Annotated in this window: 20 protein-coding genes; 10 read left to right on the top strand and 10 right to left on the bottom strand. The window is 35.5% G+C overall.

The window, feature by feature from the left end; genetic code table 11:
* Positions 1 to 150 precede the first annotated feature (150 nt).
* The 3 genes from RLT85_RS13380 to nirK are packed head-to-tail and all read right to left on the bottom strand — an operon-like array spanning position 151 to position 3,061.
* Positions 151 to 771: an SCO family protein gene (locus RLT85_RS13380; protein WP_311402554.1), complete on the bottom strand. Its 621-nt coding sequence runs from the start codon at positions 769 to 771 to the stop codon at positions 151 to 153.
* A gap of 13 nt (positions 772 to 784) precedes the next feature.
* Entirely contained in the window at positions 785 to 1,555 is a 771-nt protein-coding gene (locus RLT85_RS13375; RefSeq protein ID WP_311402553.1) for a formylglycine-generating enzyme family protein, read from the bottom strand.
* A gap of 30 nt (positions 1,556 to 1,585) precedes the next feature.
* Entirely contained in the window at positions 1,586 to 3,061 is a 1,476-nt protein-coding gene (nirK, locus tag RLT85_RS13370; protein WP_311402552.1) for a copper-containing nitrite reductase, read from the bottom strand.
* A 160-nt stretch (positions 3,062 to 3,221) separates the two neighbouring features.
* Here nirK and RLT85_RS13365 point away from each other — a divergent pair, with 160 nt between their 5' ends.
* From RLT85_RS13365 to RLT85_RS13335, 7 genes are all read left to right on the top strand, one after another.
* Positions 3,222 to 4,103 carry an SDR family oxidoreductase gene (locus RLT85_RS13365; protein ID WP_311402551.1) on the top strand — a complete coding sequence of 294 codons (882 nt, stop codon included), beginning with the start codon at positions 3,222 to 3,224 and terminating at the stop codon, positions 4,101 to 4,103.
* Positions 4,104 to 4,184: 81 nt separating this feature from the next.
* Positions 4,185 to 4,949, top strand: a complete 765-nt coding sequence (locus RLT85_RS13360; RefSeq protein ID WP_311402550.1) for a ParA family protein — start codon at positions 4,185 to 4,187, stop codon at positions 4,947 to 4,949.
* Positions 4,950 to 4,955: 6 nt separating this feature from the next.
* Complete coding sequence (locus RLT85_RS13355; RefSeq protein WP_311402549.1) at positions 4,956 to 5,861, top strand: ParB/RepB/Spo0J family partition protein; 906 nt, start codon at positions 4,956 to 4,958, stop codon at positions 5,859 to 5,861.
* Between the two features lie 94 nt (positions 5,862 to 5,955).
* Positions 5,956 to 6,432 (top strand): DUF5683 domain-containing protein, encoded by a 477-nt coding sequence (locus RLT85_RS13350; RefSeq protein ID WP_375712357.1) that lies wholly within the window; start codon positions 5,956 to 5,958, stop codon positions 6,430 to 6,432.
* Between the two features lie 3 nt (positions 6,433 to 6,435).
* Positions 6,436 to 7,155 carry a 4-hydroxy-tetrahydrodipicolinate reductase gene (dapB, locus tag RLT85_RS13345; protein ID WP_311402548.1) on the top strand — a complete coding sequence of 240 codons (720 nt, stop codon included), beginning with the start codon at positions 6,436 to 6,438 and terminating at the stop codon, positions 7,153 to 7,155.
* Between the two features lie 39 nt (positions 7,156 to 7,194).
* On the top strand, positions 7,195 to 8,775 hold the full coding sequence (lepB, locus tag RLT85_RS13340; RefSeq protein ID WP_311402547.1) for a signal peptidase I: 1,581 nt from the start codon (positions 7,195 to 7,197) through the stop codon (positions 8,773 to 8,775).
* A 12-nt stretch (positions 8,776 to 8,787) separates the two neighbouring features.
* On the top strand, positions 8,788 to 9,420 hold the full coding sequence (locus RLT85_RS13335; RefSeq protein ID WP_311402546.1) for a WbqC family protein: 633 nt from the start codon (positions 8,788 to 8,790) through the stop codon (positions 9,418 to 9,420).
* 303 nt (positions 9,421 to 9,723) lie between these two features.
* Here RLT85_RS13335 and RLT85_RS13330 read toward each other — a convergent pair whose 3' ends face one another.
* The 7 genes from RLT85_RS13330 to RLT85_RS13300 form a co-directional block, all read right to left on the bottom strand.
* Positions 9,724 to 10,743 (bottom strand): endonuclease/exonuclease/phosphatase family protein, encoded by a 1,020-nt coding sequence (locus RLT85_RS13330; protein WP_311402545.1) that lies wholly within the window; start codon positions 10,741 to 10,743, stop codon positions 9,724 to 9,726.
* Positions 10,744 to 10,749: 6 nt separating this feature from the next.
* Positions 10,750 to 11,643 carry a rhomboid family intramembrane serine protease gene (locus RLT85_RS13325; protein ID WP_311402544.1) on the bottom strand — a complete coding sequence of 298 codons (894 nt, stop codon included), beginning with the start codon at positions 11,641 to 11,643 and terminating at the stop codon, positions 10,750 to 10,752.
* Positions 11,643 to 12,389, bottom strand: coding sequence for a rhomboid family intramembrane serine protease (locus tag RLT85_RS13320; RefSeq protein WP_311402543.1), 747 nt, complete (start codon positions 12,387 to 12,389; stop codon positions 11,643 to 11,645). The genes RLT85_RS13325 and RLT85_RS13320 overlap by 1 nt, the downstream gene beginning before the upstream one ends.
* A complete protein-coding gene (mutL, locus tag RLT85_RS13315; RefSeq protein WP_311402542.1) occupies positions 12,390 to 14,240 on the bottom strand; it encodes a DNA mismatch repair endonuclease MutL in 1,851 nt (616 codons plus the stop codon). It abuts the gene before it with no gap.
* A 3-nt stretch (positions 14,241 to 14,243) separates the two neighbouring features.
* On the bottom strand, positions 14,244 to 14,528 hold the full coding sequence (locus RLT85_RS13310) for a riboflavin synthase subunit beta (RefSeq protein WP_311402541.1): 285 nt from the start codon (positions 14,526 to 14,528) through the stop codon (positions 14,244 to 14,246).
* Positions 14,529 to 14,619: 91 nt separating this feature from the next.
* Positions 14,620 to 15,126, bottom strand: coding sequence for a 6,7-dimethyl-8-ribityllumazine synthase (gene ribH / locus RLT85_RS13305; RefSeq protein WP_311402540.1), 507 nt, complete (start codon positions 15,124 to 15,126; stop codon positions 14,620 to 14,622).
* A gap of 3 nt (positions 15,127 to 15,129) precedes the next feature.
* Positions 15,130 to 15,912, bottom strand: a complete 783-nt coding sequence (locus RLT85_RS13300) for a tetratricopeptide repeat protein (protein WP_311402539.1) — start codon at positions 15,910 to 15,912, stop codon at positions 15,130 to 15,132.
* Positions 15,913 to 16,056: 144 nt separating this feature from the next.
* On the opposite strand from RLT85_RS13300, the gene recF reads away from it, so the two are divergent.
* Genes recF through RLT85_RS13285 form a run of 3 tightly spaced genes read left to right on the top strand, consistent with a single transcriptional unit; the run spans position 16,057 to position 17,849 of the window.
* On the top strand, positions 16,057 to 17,139 hold the full coding sequence (recF, locus tag RLT85_RS13295) for a DNA replication/repair protein RecF (RefSeq protein ID WP_311402538.1): 1,083 nt from the start codon (positions 16,057 to 16,059) through the stop codon (positions 17,137 to 17,139).
* Between the two features lies 1 nt (position 17,140).
* Positions 17,141 to 17,569 (top strand): lipocalin family protein, encoded by a 429-nt coding sequence (locus tag RLT85_RS13290; protein ID WP_311402537.1) that lies wholly within the window; start codon positions 17,141 to 17,143, stop codon positions 17,567 to 17,569.
* Positions 17,556 to 17,849, top strand: a complete 294-nt coding sequence (locus RLT85_RS13285; RefSeq protein WP_311402536.1) for a DciA family protein — start codon at positions 17,556 to 17,558, stop codon at positions 17,847 to 17,849. Before RLT85_RS13290 ends, RLT85_RS13285 begins: the two co-directional genes overlap by 14 nt.
* The last annotated feature ends 34 nt before the right edge of the window (positions 17,850 to 17,883 follow it).

Raw genomic sequence — 17,883 nt, 5'->3', positions numbered from 1 at the left:
GAAATAATCCCTTCTTTCCTTCTGAAAAATAATTATATTATTTCCGCTAAAAGTTGCGTTTATAGGTTGAATTCAAGGTTAGATTATAGTAAAAGTAGATATTTAACTACTGAATTCTAATTTTTTATATTTCTTACACTTCAAAATAGCTTACTTTGCTAGCTCTTGAATTGTTTTTATAGTTTCAGAGTCATCTTCCCCTAAACCTTCTTTTTGATACTGCATAACTCCCTGTTTATCGAAAACACTTATAATATTGGAATGCGAAAAATCTATGGGTGAAATACTTTTATAACTTACCGCCAAAACCGCAGCAAATTCTCTAGTATCCTCTTTTGTACCGCGTAAAAACAAGTACTCCTCACTATCCATTTCATTTTCTTTAGCAAAAGTTTTTAGCCTTTCTGTAGTGTCTACTTCGGGATCTATGCTTACAAAGACATACTTTGTTTTCTTATTGGCTTTATCTGATACTTTCTTGTGTATATTTCGCATATCTGCAACTAAACGCGGACAAGCAGCTTGACACGATGTGTAAATCATTACCATAACTAGAACATCGCCTTTTAAATCTTTCAGTTCTATTTCCTTGTCGTTATGAGTAGTCCATTTGGTGGGTAGGTTATAAATAGAAAGACCAGGCAATTCTTCTTCTTCATTGGTTTCCACTTTGCTTTCTTTAGTTTCTGCAACCTCTTTCTTAGGTTCGTTTCGACAGCTTCCTAGATGAATTACTACTAGCGCTAATATGATATACTTATAAATCTTCATCGTCTTGTTTAGTTTATTTGTTTATCGTTTTTGCACATCTAAATCCTAAGTTCCGCACTCCGTAATTTGCTTTAATACTTCCGCGAAAAGCGTAACGCATAAAAGCGGCATAATTCATTAAGTCTGAAGAACCGATGGCTGCACTACCGCAAAACAAATTATTATCTTTATCCACATCTCTTCTAGATTCACCAGAAATCATAACCGAATTAAAGTCTGACGTCCATTCCCAAACCAAACCATGCATATCATAAATGTTCCAATAGTTTTTAAACGTACTACCAACTTCTTGATGAAAAGAATTGGGTTTCTCATACCAACTTAGTATAAATTCATTATAGCTATCTTTTACTCTAGCATCTGCTGTGGTTTCATCTGCCATTGCTACATACTCCCACTCATCTAAGGTTGGCAAACGTTTGCCTTGACATTCGCAGTATTTTTTTGCAGCAAAATAAGAAACATTTGTTACTGGAGCTTTAAGTGATTCTCCTTTTTTAAGTGAACCATTTGCATCCCAATGACGTAAATAATTGCCATCTGCAAATAAGGCTTTAACCTTATCTTTTTGCCATTCAGGATATTCTTTTAAAAATTTTTTAAAATCTGCATTGGTTACTGGATACACATCTAATGCAAATCGATCTATTTTAACTCTTAGAGAATCTCTTCCGTAAAGAGGAACATAAGAACCTTTTTCTATGACTGCCATGTTTTCCATTTGTGCTTGGGCCAAAAATGGAATCCATAATAGTAAACCTCTAAGTACATACTTGAAAAACATGGCAATTATAGTTTTAAATTTGAAAATATATTATCTACGCTTGGCTTTCACCATTGCTACGGTAACATCTGTTTTATTATTGTCCCAGCTGTTATAAATATAAGTTAGTACGCTTGCTGCTTCTACATCACTAAGACCTTGAGAAGGCATTACACTATTATACTTTTCACCATTTACAGTAATTTCACCAGTTTTACCATACAATGAAATCTCTATCGCTCTATCTACATCTGCATTTAGATAATCAGACTTCGCTAAGGGTGGGAAAGCACTAGCAATTCCTTGTCCGGCAGATTGGTGACAAGCGAGGCAAGCTCTTCCATACACATTTTTACCTCTTTCCATTTTTTCATCAAAAGATAAATCTGCCAATGGTTTAGATTTTTCAGCTTGTTCTTCTTCAGAAATAGGCATTTCTTGAATGTCTCCTCCTTCTGGCAAATAGATACCTTCTTGAATTTTCCCTGCGTAGATATGTTTATTATCGTCTCCTGTAGCATTTATTTGTGCCAAGGCTCCTTTATTAAAAGCTCTAAATATAGAGTGGTCTACAATAATATATTCTCCTGGGGCATCTATTTTAAACTCTACAATAGCGGCTCCACCGGCGGGTATTAATGTAGTTTGTACATTCTCATTTATAAGGTCACCACCTTCCACGTGCACTTTGTCAAAGATTTCACCAATTACGTGAAAACTAGAAACCAAGTTTGGACCACCATTGCCAACAAATAAACGTACGGTCTCTCCTACTTTTGCTGCCAAAGCATTGTCACCCGTCATAGATCCTACTTTTCCGTTAAAGACCACATAATCTGCATCTTCTTCAATGGCTTTTTTCATATCAAAAGCTTGTAAGCCTGGCTCTCCAAAATCTCCTTTGGTATAGAAATCTCCCTGCATTACATAGTATTCTCTATCTACTGGCTCTAAACCTTCTTCTGGCTCTACCAAAATTAAACCATACATCCCGTTGGCAATATGCATTCCCACGGGTGCGGTTGCACAATGGTAAACATACAAGCCTGGATTAAGTACTTTAAAAGAGAAAACAGTTTCGTGACCTGGAGCCACAAAAGAGGAAACTGCACCACCACCGGGTCCATTTACCGCGTGCAAATCTATATTATGTGGCAGTTTATTATCTGGGTGATTTTTAAGATGGAATTCTATCTCATCACCTATTTTAGTTCGAATAAAGCTTCCAGGTACTGTACCATCAAAAGTCCAATACACATATTCTACTCCATCTGTCATAGTTCCCGTTTCTTCTAATATCTCCATATCCACAATCAAGCGTTTGGCTGATCTATCCGCAGTAGGACTTGGAACGTGCGGCGGAGCAGTTGTCTTGGCATTCATTTCCATTCCTACCTTAATATCTGCAGAACTAGAATAAGATTTTTCTTTTTTTTCGGAATTACAAGCTAGAGTCACAATTACTAGAAAAGATAGCAATATGCCCTTTAAAAGTTTGTTGGATGTTAATACTGATGATTGGTTCATAGTGTAGTTATTTAGTTGTAAAAATGATTTTTATTTAATTCAAAAATAATTAAATAAAAGAATGTGAAATATGACATTTATCACTCTTTAAGAGATTTACTTCTTTTTATAAGTTCCGTTTTTAAACAAAAAATCCTACCTTTACGTAAATGCAAAAAAGATGAATTACACTCAAAAAATGTTGCGGGATGACGCTTTACGCGGAAAAAATATTGTAGTCACTGGTGGCGGAAGTGGTTTAGGAAAAGCGATGACTAAATATTTCTTAGAACTAGGTGCTCAAGTAGCTATTACCTCGAGAAATATAGATAAACTTCAAAATACGGTAAAAGAACTTGAAGAAGAAACTGGCGGAAAGTGTTTTGCGATTCAGTGTGATGTACGTCATTACGATCAAGTGGAAGCTATGCGAGATGAAGCTGTCTCAAAAATGGGAAGCGTTGATGTTTTACTGAATAACGCTGCGGGAAATTTCATCTCCCCTACCGAGAGACTTTCGGCGAATGCTTTTGACACCATTATCGATATTGTTTTAAAGGGAAGTAAGAATTGTACACTTGCTTTTGGAAAACATTGGATAGACCAAAAAGAAAATGACAAAACCATACTTAATATTGTCACCACCTATGCATGGACAGGTTCTGCCTATGTAGTCCCTTCCGCGACAGCGAAAGCAGGAGTATTGGCGATGACGCGCTCTTTGGCAGTAGAATGGGCCAAATATGGGATTCGCTCTAATGCAATTGCGCCTGGCCCCTTCCCTACCAAAGGAGCATGGGATCGTTTATTGCCAGGAGATTTAAAAGAAAAGTTTGATTTGGCAAAGAAAGTTCCGTTGAAGCGTGTGGGAGAACATCAAGAATTAGCCAACCTAGCTGCTTATTTAGTATCTGATTTTTCGGCTTATGTGAATGGAGAGGTAATTACTATAGATGGCGGAGAATGGTTAAAAGGCGCAGGACAGTTTAATATACTAGAACAAATCCCAGAAGAATTGTGGGATCAACTGGAGCAAATGATTAAAAGTAAGGGTAAAAACTAAGCCTTCTTCAGTTGTTGATAAATTCCGTTTTTAAATGGAATAATTAATTGTATTTTTACTGACTAAACCAATGAAGAGCTAATGGGTAAAATCATTGCAATTGCAAATCAAAAAGGAGGGGTTGGGAAAACTACAACCTCAGTTAATTTAGCGGCTTCTTTAGGAGTTCTCGAGAAAAAAGTTTTATTAATAGATGCAGATCCGCAGGCTAACGCCAGCTCTGGGTTAGGTATTGATGTGGAAAGTATCGAAAAAGGCACGTATCAACTCTTGGAACATACTATAAAAGCGGAAGAAGCTATTATTTCTACAGAATCTCCTAATCTAGATATAATTCCTGCTCATATTGATTTGGTAGCGATAGAAATTGAACTGGTAGATCAAGATCAACGAGAGTCGATGTTAAAAAAGGCTATCGTACACTTAAAAGATTCGTATGATTATATCCTTATTGATTGCGCTCCTTCCCTAGGACTTTTAACCTTAAACGCGCTTACCGCAGCAGATTCAGTTATTATTCCAATTCAATGTGAGTATTTTGCCTTGGAGGGATTAGGTAAATTGCTAAATACTATAAAAAGCGTTCAAAAAGTACACAACGATAAATTAGACATCGAAGGACTTCTACTTACCATGTATGATTCTCGATTAAGACTCTCTAACCAAGTGGTAGATGAAGTTAAAAAGCACTTTGATGAAATGGTGTTTAAAACCATAATTCAAAGAAATGTACGTTTAAGCGAAGCTCCAAGTTACGGAGAAAGCATTATTAATTATGATGCAGGCAGTAGAGGCGCAAGCAATTACTTGAGCTTAGCGGAAGAAGTTATTAAAAAAAATAAATAAGGACTTATGGCCAAAGCAACTAAAAAACAAGCCTTAGGAAGAGGCCTTTCTGCTTTACTGAAAGATCCCGAAAACGATATCAGTTCTGCTAAAGATAAAAATGCGGATAAGGTGGTGGGTAGCATTGTTGAACTGGAGTTAGGTGCAATTGAGGTAAATCCTTTTCAGCCTAGAAGTAGTTTCAACAAAGAAGCTTTACAAGAATTAGCAACTTCTATTAAAGAATTAGGTGTTATTCAGCCTATTACGGTAAGAAAAATTGATTTTAATAAATACCAATTGGTTTCTGGAGAACGCAGATTTAGAGCTTCTAAAATCGTAGGTCTTGAAACCATTCCTGCTTATATAAGAATTGCGAACGACCAAGAGTCTTTAGAAATGGCGTTGGTAGAAAATATTCAACGTCAGGATTTAGATCCTATAGAAATTTCCCTTTCTTACCAACGGTTAATCGACGAAATTAGCCTTACTCAAGAGCAGTTGAGCGATCGCATTGGTAAAAATAGATCAACTATTGCCAATTATTTACGTTTGCTTAAGCTAGATCCTATTATCCAAACGGGAATGCGAGACGGCTTTTTGAGTATGGGACACGGTAGAGCTTTAATCAACATTAGTGATTTGGAGCTTCAGTTGGAAGTGTATGAAAAAGTTTTGACAGAATCTCTTTCGGTAAGAGAAACCGAAAAGTTGGTAAAACAAATTCAGTCTTCTGGTGATGTAGATGAAAAAGCTAAAACAACTCCAAAAATTCCGAAGGAAATAAAAGAAACAGTTAAAGGTTTTTCTAGCTACTTTGGAGCTAAAGTAGATGTGAAAATGAGCAAGAAAGGAAACGGAAAAGTAATTATTCCTTTCTCCTCCAAAGAAGACTTTGAGCGATTAACCAAATTAATTGAAGGTGAAAAATAGTTGCTTTTATTTTTCTGTACTTTTTCTTCTTTTGAGTCTCCCCAGTCTTTCCCAGGAAGATTCTTTACAGCGTCAAACTCAAAACGAATTGAAGTTGAAAAAGAGTACCAAATCTAAAGTAGAATACAATGCTTTAGCACCAGCAAAGGCAGCCTTTTATTCGGCTGTATTACCAGGTTTGGGACAAGCCTATAACAAAAGTTATTGGAAAATTCCTATTGTATATGCAGGCTTAGGCGCGGGAATTTATTTTTACTCCACTAATAATCGCGAATATAACAGATATCGAAATGCTTACAAAAGGAGACTTGCGGGATATACCGATGATGAATTTCAAGGGGTTTTAACCGATAAAACTTTAATTGATGCTCAAAAGCAATTTAGGCGTCAAAAAGAAATGTCGGTTTTAGCTATGGCAGCTCTTTATGTTCTAAACATTATAGATGCCAATGTAGATGCGCATTTAAGACAGTTTAATGTAGATGAAGATTTGAGCCTACAACCCAATTTTAATGTAGATGAATTTACCGGAAGAGCAAACTACGGCTTGTCTTTAAATTTAAAATTTTAGCGTATGAAAATTGCTTTATTAGGCTACGGAAAAATGGGTAAAACCATTGAAAAATTAGCACTAGAAAGAAATCATAGCATTTGTTATAAAACTTCTTCGGAAATAGATGTAGAACAACTGAAGCAGGCCGATGTAGCGATAGATTTTAGTATTCCTACTGCAGCAAAAGAAAATATAATCACTGCATTAAAAGCACAAATTCCCGTAATCTCTGGTACCACAGGTTGGTTAAATCACTATGAGGAAGTGGTAAAAATTTGCGAGCAAGAAAACGGAACTTTTCTTTATGCTTCTAATTTTAGCTTGGGCGTGAATTTGTTTTTCAATCTTAATGCACATTTAGCCAAATTGATGAATGGCCACAAGCAATACCAAGTGGGTTTAGAAGAAATTCATCATACGCAAAAGTTAGATGCTCCCAGTGGAACCGCCATCAGTTTAGCGAAGGATATTATTGATTATTCTTCTCTAAAAGATTGGAAACTCGTGAACGAAAATGAAGAATCCGAAGCGGAATCAATTCCGGTAACGGCAAAAAGAATAGAAAATATATCGGGTACGCATAGCATTACCTACAGCTCTTCCGTAGATGATATCGAAATAAAACATACAGCACACTCTAGAGAAGGTTTTGCTTTGGGGGCTATCATCGCGGCGGAATGGATTAAAGATAAAAAAGGAGTTTTTAGTATGAAAGATGTGTTAAATCTAAATAATTTGTAACAAGTTGAACTTGTTGGGTACTTATAAAATAAATAGAAGATGACAATTGTACAGTGGATTATATTTTTCTTGGTGATACAAGCCATTCACGGTTTGGGAACCTGGAAGTTATATGTAAAAGCAGGAAGGCAAGCTTGGGAAGCATTTATACCCGTTTACAACGCGGTAGTATTAATGAAAATTATCAACCGACCTTGGTGGTGGACGATCCTACTCTTTGTTCCTATCGTGAACTTAATTATGTTTCCTGTAGTTTGGGTAGAAACCGTTCGTAGTTTTGGTAAACACAGCAAGGCAGACACTTGGTTAACTATCTTAACGCTTGGTTTTTATATCTATTACGTAAATTACGCGTTAGATGTGAGTTATGTAGAAGATAGAAGTTTAACGCCAAGAACCGAAGCTGGAGAATGGGTGAGTTCTATTCTTTTTGCCGTAGTAGCAGCCACAATTGTGCACACCTATTTTATACAGCCTTTTACCATTCCTACTTCCTCTTTAGAAAAAACCTTATTGGTAGGTGATTTTTTGTTTGTGAGTAAACTTCATTACGGAGCTAGAACGCCAAAAACCACGGTTTCTTTCCCCATGGTTCACGATACAATTCCCTTTGCCGGAATTAAATCGTACACCAATTGGCCACAACTCCCCTATTTTAGATTACTGGGATTTGAGACTATAGAACGTAATGATATCGTGGTTTTTAATTGGCCTGTAGATACAGTTCCTTATTTTCGCTACCGCGGAAAGGAAACGTTTAAAAAACCTATCGACAAAAAATCGAATTACGTTAAGAGAACCGTTGGTGTTCCCGGGGATTCTTTGAAAATTGTAGATGGTAAAATTTATATTGACAACGAGCCTTTACAATTGCCAGACCGTGCTAAACCACAGTATTCTTATATTGTTGAAGGAAAAGGGAAAGGTTTTTCTTTACAAAATCTATATCAAACCTATGACATTACAGATCCTGTAGGCTGGTACAATCAAGCTAAAAAACAGTATTATTTCACTTCCTTATCGGAAGAGGCTCTAGAACGTTTTAAAAACCATCCCAATGTAGCCTCTATAGAACGCATTATCGATTCTACGGGAAAAGCAGAGGTTTCTACATTTCCTAATACCAATAAAACCGATTGGAATCGCGATAATTTTGGCCCTATTTATATCCCCGAAGCTGGTAAAACGGTAGAGATTAACAGAGAAACGCTTCCGTTTTATAAACGCATTATCGAAACCTATGAAGGCGAAGAGATGCATCTTGAAAATAAAATTACTACCAAAGGAACACAGGTATTGCTTAACGGAAATCCTATTGACTCTTATACATTCAAACAGAATTACTATTTTATGATGGGTGATAACCGTCACAATAGTGAAGACAGTAGGTATTGGGGTTATGTACCCGAAAATCATGTGGTAGGAAAACCCGTATTGGTTTGGATGAGTTGGGACGCCAACGGACAAGGTTTTTCGAACAAAATTCGTTGGGAACGTTTATTCACCACCGTTGGTGGTGATGGGAAACCTGTCTCTTACTTCTACCACTTTCTTATTATACTGGTAATCATTTTCGGGATTAATTTCTTCTGGAAAAAGAACAAGAATAAAGAGAAATAGGTTCAGAGAGTCATGAAAACCTTAATCCTACATCCGGCCTATTTTGGTTCTATAGAGCAATTTGTTTATTTCGCTAAAGCAGAAAAAATTTGCTTTGAGAACGAGGATAATTACCAAAAGCAAACCTATAGGAATAGGCAGTACATTTATGGTGCGAATGGAAAATTACTACTAAACATTCCCATCAAACATTTACACATAAAAAATAAGCGACAAAAATATAAAGAGGTTAAGATTGAAAACGATTTTAAATGGCAAATCAACCATTGGCGTTCTCTAGAAGCAGCGTACCGTACCTCTCCTTTCTTTGAATTTTATGAAGACGAGTTTAGACCGCTTTATGAAAAAGACTACACGTATTTAATGGAATTTAATTACGCCTGCCTAGACGTGCTGCAATCATGTTTGCAACTAGATATTCCCATAGAAAAAACAGAAGAATTTATAAAGGCTTATAATGATTCTGAAATTGTAGATGGAAGAAATCTAATTAGCGCTAAAAAAAAACTAAGTGTAAATTTAGAGGATTACATCCAGGTTTTTTCTAATAAAGAAGGCTATATTCCTAATCTTTCTATTTTAGATCTTCTCTTTAATGAAGGTCCCAGTAGCATTATGTATTTGGAGAATCAAGTTTTTAATTAAGGACCTAGACGGTTAAGGAATAGACCTGATAAAGGCTTAAAACCTAAGTTGATCTAACTTTAATGAAGTTCAAATTACGGTCAGTTCGAGTGATTTTTCCTAGAAAAATTATATCGAGAACAAGTTTTTGAATAAAATCGCTGTTCTCGATAAAAAATTTTTTCAAAATTTCACTCGAATTGACACCGCTTTCTTAGGCCGAATTCAGATTTAAAATTAGAAAAAATCAGGAAGTAATTATCTGTAAAAAAGTTTTTATAATTTTTTAGGTAAGAAAATAAACGCCTTCAATGTACTCCAAAATTATTTCAATTCCAATACACTCATAACAGGGTAATGATCTGATAATTGTTTGTCGTAGTTTTTAAACATTTTTATTTTCAGCTGCTTATCTACTAATATAGCATCAATCCGAAGTGGAATAAAATCAAAATCAAATGTTTTTCCGAAGCCATTCCCCGAATTCTTAAAAGCGTCTGTATAATTTTCAGAAAGTTTTCTATACACATAAGAAAAAGCACTGTTGTTTAAATCTCCCGCAATAATCACTTTATAAGAAGTTTCTTTAATCTTTTTTAATACGATTTCAGTTTGCTCTTCTTGCCTTTTAAAAGAGTTTCCTACCCTAGCGATGAGTTTTTCACTATCGTTTTGAAGCTCTTTTACACTCGGATTAATTTTTAAACTTTCTAAATGCAAATTGAAAACCCTAAGCGTATCTCTTTGTATGACGATATCAGCATAAATAGCGTTATTTCCCGTTTTTGGAAAGTCCAATGAGCCTTCTTCAACAATAGGATATTTAGAATAAATAGCCTGCCCAGATTTTCCTACCAGTTGTATATATTTATGCGGGTAGGCTTCAAATTTCACATCCTCTCGTTGTAAATAGTCTTGCATCACCAACACATCTGGATTTTCCTGCTCTACAAACTGGATAATTTGTTGCGTAACAGTTTCATCTTTAATCCAATTGTACCTATTAAAATGACGTACATTATAACTCATCAAGCTAAAGGTTTTAGCTTCATTGATTTCTGTCTTATTTACCTCTCCGGTAAACATATACAAAGAAAGAATATGATTAAATCCAATAAGCAAGATAAATAATGATAAGAGCACTTGCCGTTTGAAGCGAATAGCCCAAAATAAGAAAAAAGCAAAATTAATAATGAGTAATAAAGGCATTCCTAGACTTAGAACCGATAAAAAAGGAAAAGTACTTGGCGGAATATAAGGCAGCAAATAAGCCAATAAAAGGGCTGTTGCAAACAATGAATTTACAAGAAAAATAAGCTTATCTATAAGGTTGAGGCCTTTCATGTCTCCTTATTCTTTACCCGCTTTAAAAAGATAATCTTTTTCTGCTTTAGTTAAACTCTCATATCCGTTTTTACTGATTTTGTCTAAAATAGCATCAATCTTTTTTTGTTTCTCCACGGGGTGAGTAAAGCCAGCTGCCGTTTTTTTACTTTTAGTTTTTGCCGTGTTCTTATATACGTTTTTAAAAGGCTTCTTCTTGGTGGGTTCAAACCAAGCTTCTATTGTATTTATTATCTTTTCAAACCAAGCACCAATATCGTTGCCTTTAGAAAGCTGTGTCGTATAAGCATAACCCAATAATGCGCCACCTAGATGCGCAATATGTCCACCTGCATTTCCGAAGGGAATTTGAATAAAATCAAACACTACCAAAAATGCAGCGATCCACCATAGCTTGATATTTCCAATAAACATCATGCGTATTTGCATATGCGGCGCTTGCGTTGCAACCCCTACTAAAATTGCGGTTACAGCTGCAGATGCGCCTACTAAAGGAACATTTCCCAAAGCAGAAAATGCAGGAAATAAATTATAACTCAAGGCAAAAAGCATAGCGCCACTTATAGCACCCAAGAAGTAATAATTCAGCAATCGTTTGGGAGAGAAAAAAGTAAGGAACAACCTTCCCGAAAAATAAAGGATGATCATATTAAAAAACAAGTGTAAAAGTCCGCCGTGTAAAAAAGCATAGGTGATAATGCTCCAAGGCTTAAACAGCAAAGCTTTTAAATGCGTAGGAAAACTAAACCAATCAAAGATAAAATTAACTTCAATTTTGAAGAGAAAACCTATCGTTTGCAGAAAAAACTGAAGTATAAATACCAATACATTAACTGCGATGAGTTTCTCTAAAACTCCCGCCATATTATACTTGTAACGTAACTGATCTTGCCAACGCATTAATTGATACGGTTTGAGTTAAAACTATTTTTCTTCCAATACCACATGGTAATAAATCCAATAATGGCTCCACCAATATGTGCCCAATAGGCCGTATTTGAGGGTCCAAATAAAGATGTTCCTGTTACGGCAGAGTATACATTTATCAAAAAGTAACCTCCAATTAAATACTTGGCTTTAATAGGAATGGGAATAAACATTAAATATAAAGGCAAATTAGGATACACCACAGCAAAGGCTGCCAATATTCCAAAAATTGCCCCAGATGCTCCCACCATAGGCGTCATATAAGTTCCTACCAATTGTTGTGTCGCTTCCCGCGGAATAGCAGCGTACACTTTTCCTGTGCTGCTGTATTGCGACAACATATTGTGCACCTCTTGTGTGGATAAACCTGCGTCTAAATAAACTTCCATCGCATTATTAAAATTCCAATAACTAAATAAGATTTGTAATCCTGCAGCACCTAATCCTGCTGAAAAATAAAGAAACAAAAAGCGCTGCTGTCCTAAAGACTGCTCTAAAACACTTCCAAAAATATATAAGGCAAACATATTAAATAGAATGTGCGAAAACCCACCGTGCATAAACATGTGGGTTGCAATTTGCCAAAGTTGAAAGTTTTCATTCTCTGGAAACCATAGGGCAAATAAATGGTAGGCATATTCTCCTAAAAACTGACTTCCAATAAAGAAAAGAATGTTGGCAATCAATAAAACTTTAACGGTATCGGTTATATTTCCCATTTACATGAATTTTTTTTCTATATCTTCCGCTTGTAGCGTAATAAAAATCTTTTTATTTGTTGGCGTTAATTGTGGTTCTTTACAAGCAAATAAACCATTCACAATCGCAATTTGTTCAACGGTATCCAATTGCGTTCCTGCTTTTATCGCCATGCTTTTTGCAAGGGATTTGGCTAATAAATCGGTTTGCAAGAAACCACTTTCTGGAATTTCATTTTCAAAATCAGAGAGCAATTGGTCCAGTAGAATAGAAACCTCGCTCTCTGTAATTAAGGTTGGTATTCCTGTTATTTCTACTTCCGCATCCTTCATTTTTGAAAAGATGAATCCGGTTTGCTCCAAGGCTTCTCTTAAGTGATGCAACATCTCAGTTTCTTGCACATTTAATTGCAAGGATAATGGAAACAGTAATTGCTGACTTACAGCTGCTTTAACCGTAATACTTTTCAATAAATCTTCGTATAAAATTCTGCAATGCGCTCGATGCTGATCGATAAGAATCATTCCGTTTTTAAACGGACTTATAATATATTTTTTTTGTAGTTGAAAGGTTGTTGAAGACGCAGATAGATGAGAAGTTTCAAAAAGCTGACCCGTAATCGCATCACTTTCAAATTCTACCTTAGAAAAATTATTTTCGTCTTTACTATCTAATCCGTGGTACAAAGCTTCCCAATTCCCTGGCGGTGCCGCTTGTCTTCTTTGCTGAAATCCAGATCCCGAGGAAGATTTTGATTTTATTTCCTGAAAAGGATTAAAATCACGATCTACTTCTACGTGAGGCGTTTTGGCAGATTTAGTCTCTAAATCGTAAGGCGTATCTAAATTAGAATCTCGATTAAAATCTAATACTGGTGCTACACTAAACTGTCCTAAACTATGCTTGATAGAACTTCTTAAAATAGCATATAATGCATGTTCGTCATCAAATTTGATTTCGGTTTTGGTAGGATGTATGTTAATATCAATGCTTTTAGGATCTACTTCTAGAAATAAAAAGTAAGTAGGATAGCTTTTGTCTTTCAGTAAACCTTCAAAAGCAGCAGTGACTGCGTGATTTAAATATGGAGATTTGATGTAACGGTTATTGACAAAGAAAAATTGTTCTCCTCGCGTACGCTTAGCAAATTCGGGTTTCCCCACAAAACCAGTGATATTTACCAATTCGGTCTCCTCCTCTACAGGAACCAACTTTTCATTGGTTTTGCTTCCAAAAATATTTACAATTCGTTGTCTTAAATTGCTTATAGGAAGCTGAAACATTTCGCTCCCATTGTGATGCATGCTAAAAGCAATGCTAGAATGAGCCAAAGCCACACGCTGAAATTCATCTATAATGTGACGTGTTTCTACCGCTGTGGATTTTAAAAAATTTCTTCTTGCTGGAATGTTATAAAACAAGTTCTTCACATGAATTACGGTTCCGGTAGGTGTGACGCAAGCCTCTTGAGACTCTACTTCACTGCCCTTAATTTGGATATGTGTTCCTACTTCTTCCTCCTGAGTCTTACTTTTTAAATCAACTTGCGCAATGGCCGCGATAGAAGCCAAAGCTTCTCCTCTAAAGCCTTTGGTTTGCAATTGGAAAAGATCTTCTGCCAATTTAATTTTTGAAGTAGCATGCCTTTCAAAAGAAAGTCGAGCATCGGTAACACTCATTCCTTTACCATTATCGGCTACTTGAATGAGGGTTTTCCCCGCGTCTTTAATAAGTAATTGAATGTTTGTAGCTCCAGCATCTATGGCATTTTCCAACAGTTCTTTTACTACGGAAGCTGGACGTTGAACGACCTCTCCTGCAGCAATTTGGTTGGCCACATGATCTGGTAAAAGTTGAATAATATTTGTCATGAATTAGCTAAAGAAAATAGAAAGATCAAAGTCAATAATGAATAGGAATACAAAAACAAGAATAAGAATAATCCAAAGTACTCTGCGGTTGGTTTTTCTATCGGAGTCATCTCTAAACTCAAACCAAGCCGATTTAAATCTATGAATCAAACCTCCCGCGTCTCCCGCAGTGGAACGAAATTTATCAAACTTGTGCTCAAATTGATATGGACTACCTTTACCTTCGTCATTATAATAACGAGGACTGTAGCTAAATTTCTTGTTTTTACGGCGCTTTAAAATTCCCATACTTTCCTATTGCTTCAAAGTTATGGAAAATCAAAAACAATGCCGTGAAAGCAAGGTTAAATTTTAAACAAAAAGAAAGAGAATAGAAAGCTTATTCTTTGTAGAAAGTCGCGTCTTTTCTAAGCCGTGCCATTTTAATAGCAGCTACTGCCGCTTCGGCACCTTTATTTCCGTGCTTTCCGCCAGAGCGATCTATAGATTGCTGTTTGGTATTATCGGTTAAGACACAAAAAATAACAGGAATATCACTTTGAATATTTAAATCTTTAATGCCTTGAGTAACGCCATCACACACAAAATCAAAATGTTTAGTTTCTCCTTGAATCACGTTTCCTACTGCAATGATGGCATCTAACATTTCAAAAGATTCCTGCATCTTTTTGCAGCCATAAATAAGCTCAAAGCTTCCAGGCACATTCCAGCGTACAATGTTTTCTTTTAAAACATTATTTTCTATCCACACATCAAAAGCGCCTTGAAATAAGCCTTCTGTAATGTCAGAGTTCCATTCAGAAACAACAATCCCAAACCGAAAATCTTTCGCGTTTGGGATGGTTTCTTTATTATATTCAGATAAATTTTTTCCTGCTGTTGCCATTATTTACTGTAAACCTTGTGCTTGTCCTAAATAAACTGCTACTTCTTCTGCTTCTGGAGAATCACTATACTCCTCTTCAATTTTAGTTAAGTGTTTTTCTGCGTCAGCTCCTTTTTTTAACTGAATCGCTGTTATAGCCGCTTTCATTAAAAATTTAGGCGTAGTAAATTTATTTTCTCTCATTTTAGCTGCATTTTCGTAATATCCCAAGGCCTCTTCTGGCTGGTTTAACTGCATAAAAGCATCTCCTATGGCACCTTTGGCAAGGGGAGCTAAAATTTCATCATCACTTTTAAAATCCTCTAATTGATCGATGGCTTCTTTATACTTCCCGATGTTTAGGTAAGCTATTCCCGCATAGTAATGCGCAATGTTACCAGAAGAAGTACTTCCGTAATTGTCAATTACTTTTAATAAACCAAATTTTCCGTTTCCGCCATTCAAGGCTAGGTTAAATAAAGAGTCTTGATCTTTACTGTTAGCATCTAAAGCATTTTCAAAATAAATTTGAGACTGAGCGATTTCATCCGCAGCTTCAAACTCTTTTGGCTGCTGAACAAATCTAGAGTACCCTAAGTAAGCCAAAACGGCCACCACGATAACTCCAATAACAATAAGAATAGGCTTTTGATTGCCAGCAACCCATTCCTCCGTTTTGTTAGCACCTTCATCTAGGTTATTAAACACTTCTGCTGTTGTAGATTCTTCCTCGTTGAAGTTGTCTTCTACCCCATCATTTTCCTTCGTTGCTTTAGGCTTGTAACCCCTTTTCTTATATGTTGCCATAAAAATTAGTTAATGAAACGCAAAATTAGAATTTTTATCCATATATAAAAGAGAATTATTTGTTATTTTAAAGAAGTTGTTAGCCTATGTATTTGTATTTTTAGCTTCTCGAACAACAAATTAAAAGAAGATTGTAAAACTCGTATGGTTTTAAATAAATTATCACTCCTTCATTATAAAAATTTTGAAAACGTAACTTTCAATTTTAATAACAAAATAAACTGCTTTGTCGGGTTTAACGGTGTGGGGAAAACCAATGTTTTAGATAGCATTTACCACTTGGCGTATGGCAAAAGTTATTTTAACCCAGTTACAAGTCAGAATATAAATCATAACGCCGACTTTTTTGTCATTGATGGAGAGTTCAAAAAAAATGATAGAGATGAAAAGGTTGTAGTCAGCGCTAAAAAAGGACAAAAAAAGGTGATAAAACGCAACGCTAAAGCTTATGAAAAGTTTAGTGATCATATTGGCTTAATTCCCGTGGTAATCATTTCGCCTGCAGATCGTGATCTAATAATGGAAGGTAGTGACGTGCGTAGAAAATTTATAGACGGTATAATTTCTCAAAGCGACAAAACATACCTTACGAGTCTTATCAATTACAATAAAATTTTATCGCAACGGAATTCTTTACTGAAGTATTTTGCTGCCAACCGTACTTTTGAAAAGGAAACCTTAGAGGTGTATAATCTTCAATTATTACCCTTGGCGGAAAGCATTCATAAAAAGAGAAAAGCCTTTTTAGAAATCTTTACTCCCATTTTTGAAGAACGCTATGCCACTATTAGTGACGCAAAAGAAGCGGTGAAGTTGAAATATAAAAGTCAGCTTAGCGAAACTTCCTTTACGGAATTGTTAGCAACACATTTGCAAAAAGATCTTAAACTACAATACAGCAGCGCAGGAACGCATAAAGACGATTTAAGCTTGAAAATTAAAGGATATTCTGTCAAAAAGTTTGGTTCTCAAGGACAACAGAAATCCTATTTAATAGCCTTAAAACTAGCACAATATGATTTCTTAAAACAAGCCAGCAAAGTGAACCCCATTTTATTGCTCGATGATGTTTTTGACAAGTTGGATGAAGAACGCGTGGCACAAATTATAAAGTTGGTGACACAAGATGATTTAGGACAGTTATTTATAAGTGACACCCACGCCGATAGAACCGAAAATGTGGTGAAAACCCACGCTAATGAATACCAAATGATACATTTAACTTAATATGGGAAAACTATTTTTAATATTATCTATAAGCCTTTTATTTGTCTCTTGCGATTCTAGTCCGGAGCTTTCTGAAATTGACAAACTAAATGGCTATTGGGAAATTAGCCACGTAAAAGGAGATAACGGCAAAGAAAAAGAATTTAGCTTTAACGAGAATGTAGATTATTTTTATTTAGAAAACCAGGAAGGTTTCCGGCAAAAAATGCAACCTCAGTTTGATGGTGGTTATAAAACAAATGGGGCAAAAGAAAATGTTTTTGTAAAGAAAGAAAACGATAGTATATTTCTTTATTATGAAACGCTTCAAGATAAATGGAAAGAGCATTTAATTCGGTTAACCGAAGAAGAATTGGTAGTGAAAAACGAAAACGGAATCACGTATACCTATAAAAAATTTAAAGGATATATTACAGATGGCGAGAAATAAAGAAGAGCAGAATATAAGCGACGTACTCAAAGCTTTTGTAAAGAAGAACAAGCTAGAAAAAGGACTAAATAAAGTCAACGTGAAGGAAGTTTGGAATACTCAAATGGGTCCTGCCATTGCGAAATACACCGACGAGATACAACTGAATGAGAAAACTTTGTATGTGAGTTTGAGTTCATCGGTTTTGCGGGAAGAATTAAGCTACGGGAAGTCTAAAATCATCACGATGATTAATAACGAATTGGGAGAAGAATTAGTAGATAAATTAGTTTTAAGATAAAATTATAATATATATTTACTCCTATATAAATATA

Origin of the sequence: Mesonia ostreae, from assembly GCF_031845265.1 — a bacterium.
GTDB lineage: Bacteria > Bacteroidota > Bacteroidia > Flavobacteriales > Flavobacteriaceae > Mesonia > Mesonia ostreae.
This window is presented reverse-complemented; position numbering and strand designations above follow the sequence as displayed.

What these genes read in the sequence shown, in the direction of transcription:
- RLT85_RS13325 (WP_311402544.1), bottom strand. Translation starts at nt 11,643, where the DNA reads ATGCGTTGGCAAGATCAGTTACGTTACAAGTATAATATGGCGGGAGTT.
- dapB (WP_311402548.1), top strand. Translation starts at nt 6,436, where the DNA reads ATGAAAATTGCTTTATTAGGCTACGGAAAAATGGGTAAAACCATTGAA.
- RLT85_RS13320 (WP_311402543.1), bottom strand. Translation starts at nt 12,389, where the DNA reads ATGGGAAATATAACCGATACCGTTAAAGTTTTATTGATTGCCAACATT.
- RLT85_RS13380 (WP_311402554.1), bottom strand. Translation starts at nt 771, where the DNA reads ATGAAGATTTATAAGTATATCATATTAGCGCTAGTAGTAATTCATCTA.
- RLT85_RS13310 (WP_311402541.1), bottom strand. Translation starts at nt 14,528, where the DNA reads ATGGGAATTTTAAAGCGCCGTAAAAACAAGAAATTTAGCTACAGTCCT.
- RLT85_RS13290 (WP_311402537.1), top strand. Translation starts at nt 17,141, where the DNA reads ATGGGAAAACTATTTTTAATATTATCTATAAGCCTTTTATTTGTCTCT.
- RLT85_RS13360 (WP_311402550.1), top strand. Translation starts at nt 4,185, where the DNA reads ATGGGTAAAATCATTGCAATTGCAAATCAAAAAGGAGGGGTTGGGAAA.
- ribH (WP_311402540.1), bottom strand. Translation starts at nt 15,126, where the DNA reads ATGGCAACAGCAGGAAAAAATTTATCTGAATATAATAAAGAAACCATC.
- RLT85_RS13355 (WP_311402549.1), top strand. Translation starts at nt 4,956, where the DNA reads ATGGCCAAAGCAACTAAAAAACAAGCCTTAGGAAGAGGCCTTTCTGCT.
- RLT85_RS13375 (WP_311402553.1), bottom strand. Translation starts at nt 1,555, where the DNA reads ATGTTTTTCAAGTATGTACTTAGAGGTTTACTATTATGGATTCCATTT.
- recF (WP_311402538.1), top strand. Translation starts at nt 16,057, where the DNA reads ATGGTTTTAAATAAATTATCACTCCTTCATTATAAAAATTTTGAAAAC.
- lepB (WP_311402547.1), top strand. Translation starts at nt 7,195, where the DNA reads ATGACAATTGTACAGTGGATTATATTTTTCTTGGTGATACAAGCCATT.
- nirK (WP_311402552.1), bottom strand. Translation starts at nt 3,061, where the DNA reads ATGAACCAATCATCAGTATTAACATCCAACAAACTTTTAAAGGGCATA.
- RLT85_RS13300 (WP_311402539.1), bottom strand. Translation starts at nt 15,912, where the DNA reads ATGGCAACATATAAGAAAAGGGGTTACAAGCCTAAAGCAACGAAGGAA.
- RLT85_RS13285 (WP_311402536.1), top strand. Translation starts at nt 17,556, where the DNA reads ATGGCGAGAAATAAAGAAGAGCAGAATATAAGCGACGTACTCAAAGCT.
- RLT85_RS13365 (WP_311402551.1), top strand. Translation starts at nt 3,222, where the DNA reads ATGAATTACACTCAAAAAATGTTGCGGGATGACGCTTTACGCGGAAAA.
- mutL (WP_311402542.1), bottom strand. Translation starts at nt 14,240, where the DNA reads ATGACAAATATTATTCAACTTTTACCAGATCATGTGGCCAACCAAATT.
- RLT85_RS13330 (WP_311402545.1), bottom strand. Translation starts at nt 10,743, where the DNA reads ATGAAAGGCCTCAACCTTATAGATAAGCTTATTTTTCTTGTAAATTCA.
- RLT85_RS13335 (WP_311402546.1), top strand. Translation starts at nt 8,788, where the DNA reads ATGAAAACCTTAATCCTACATCCGGCCTATTTTGGTTCTATAGAGCAA.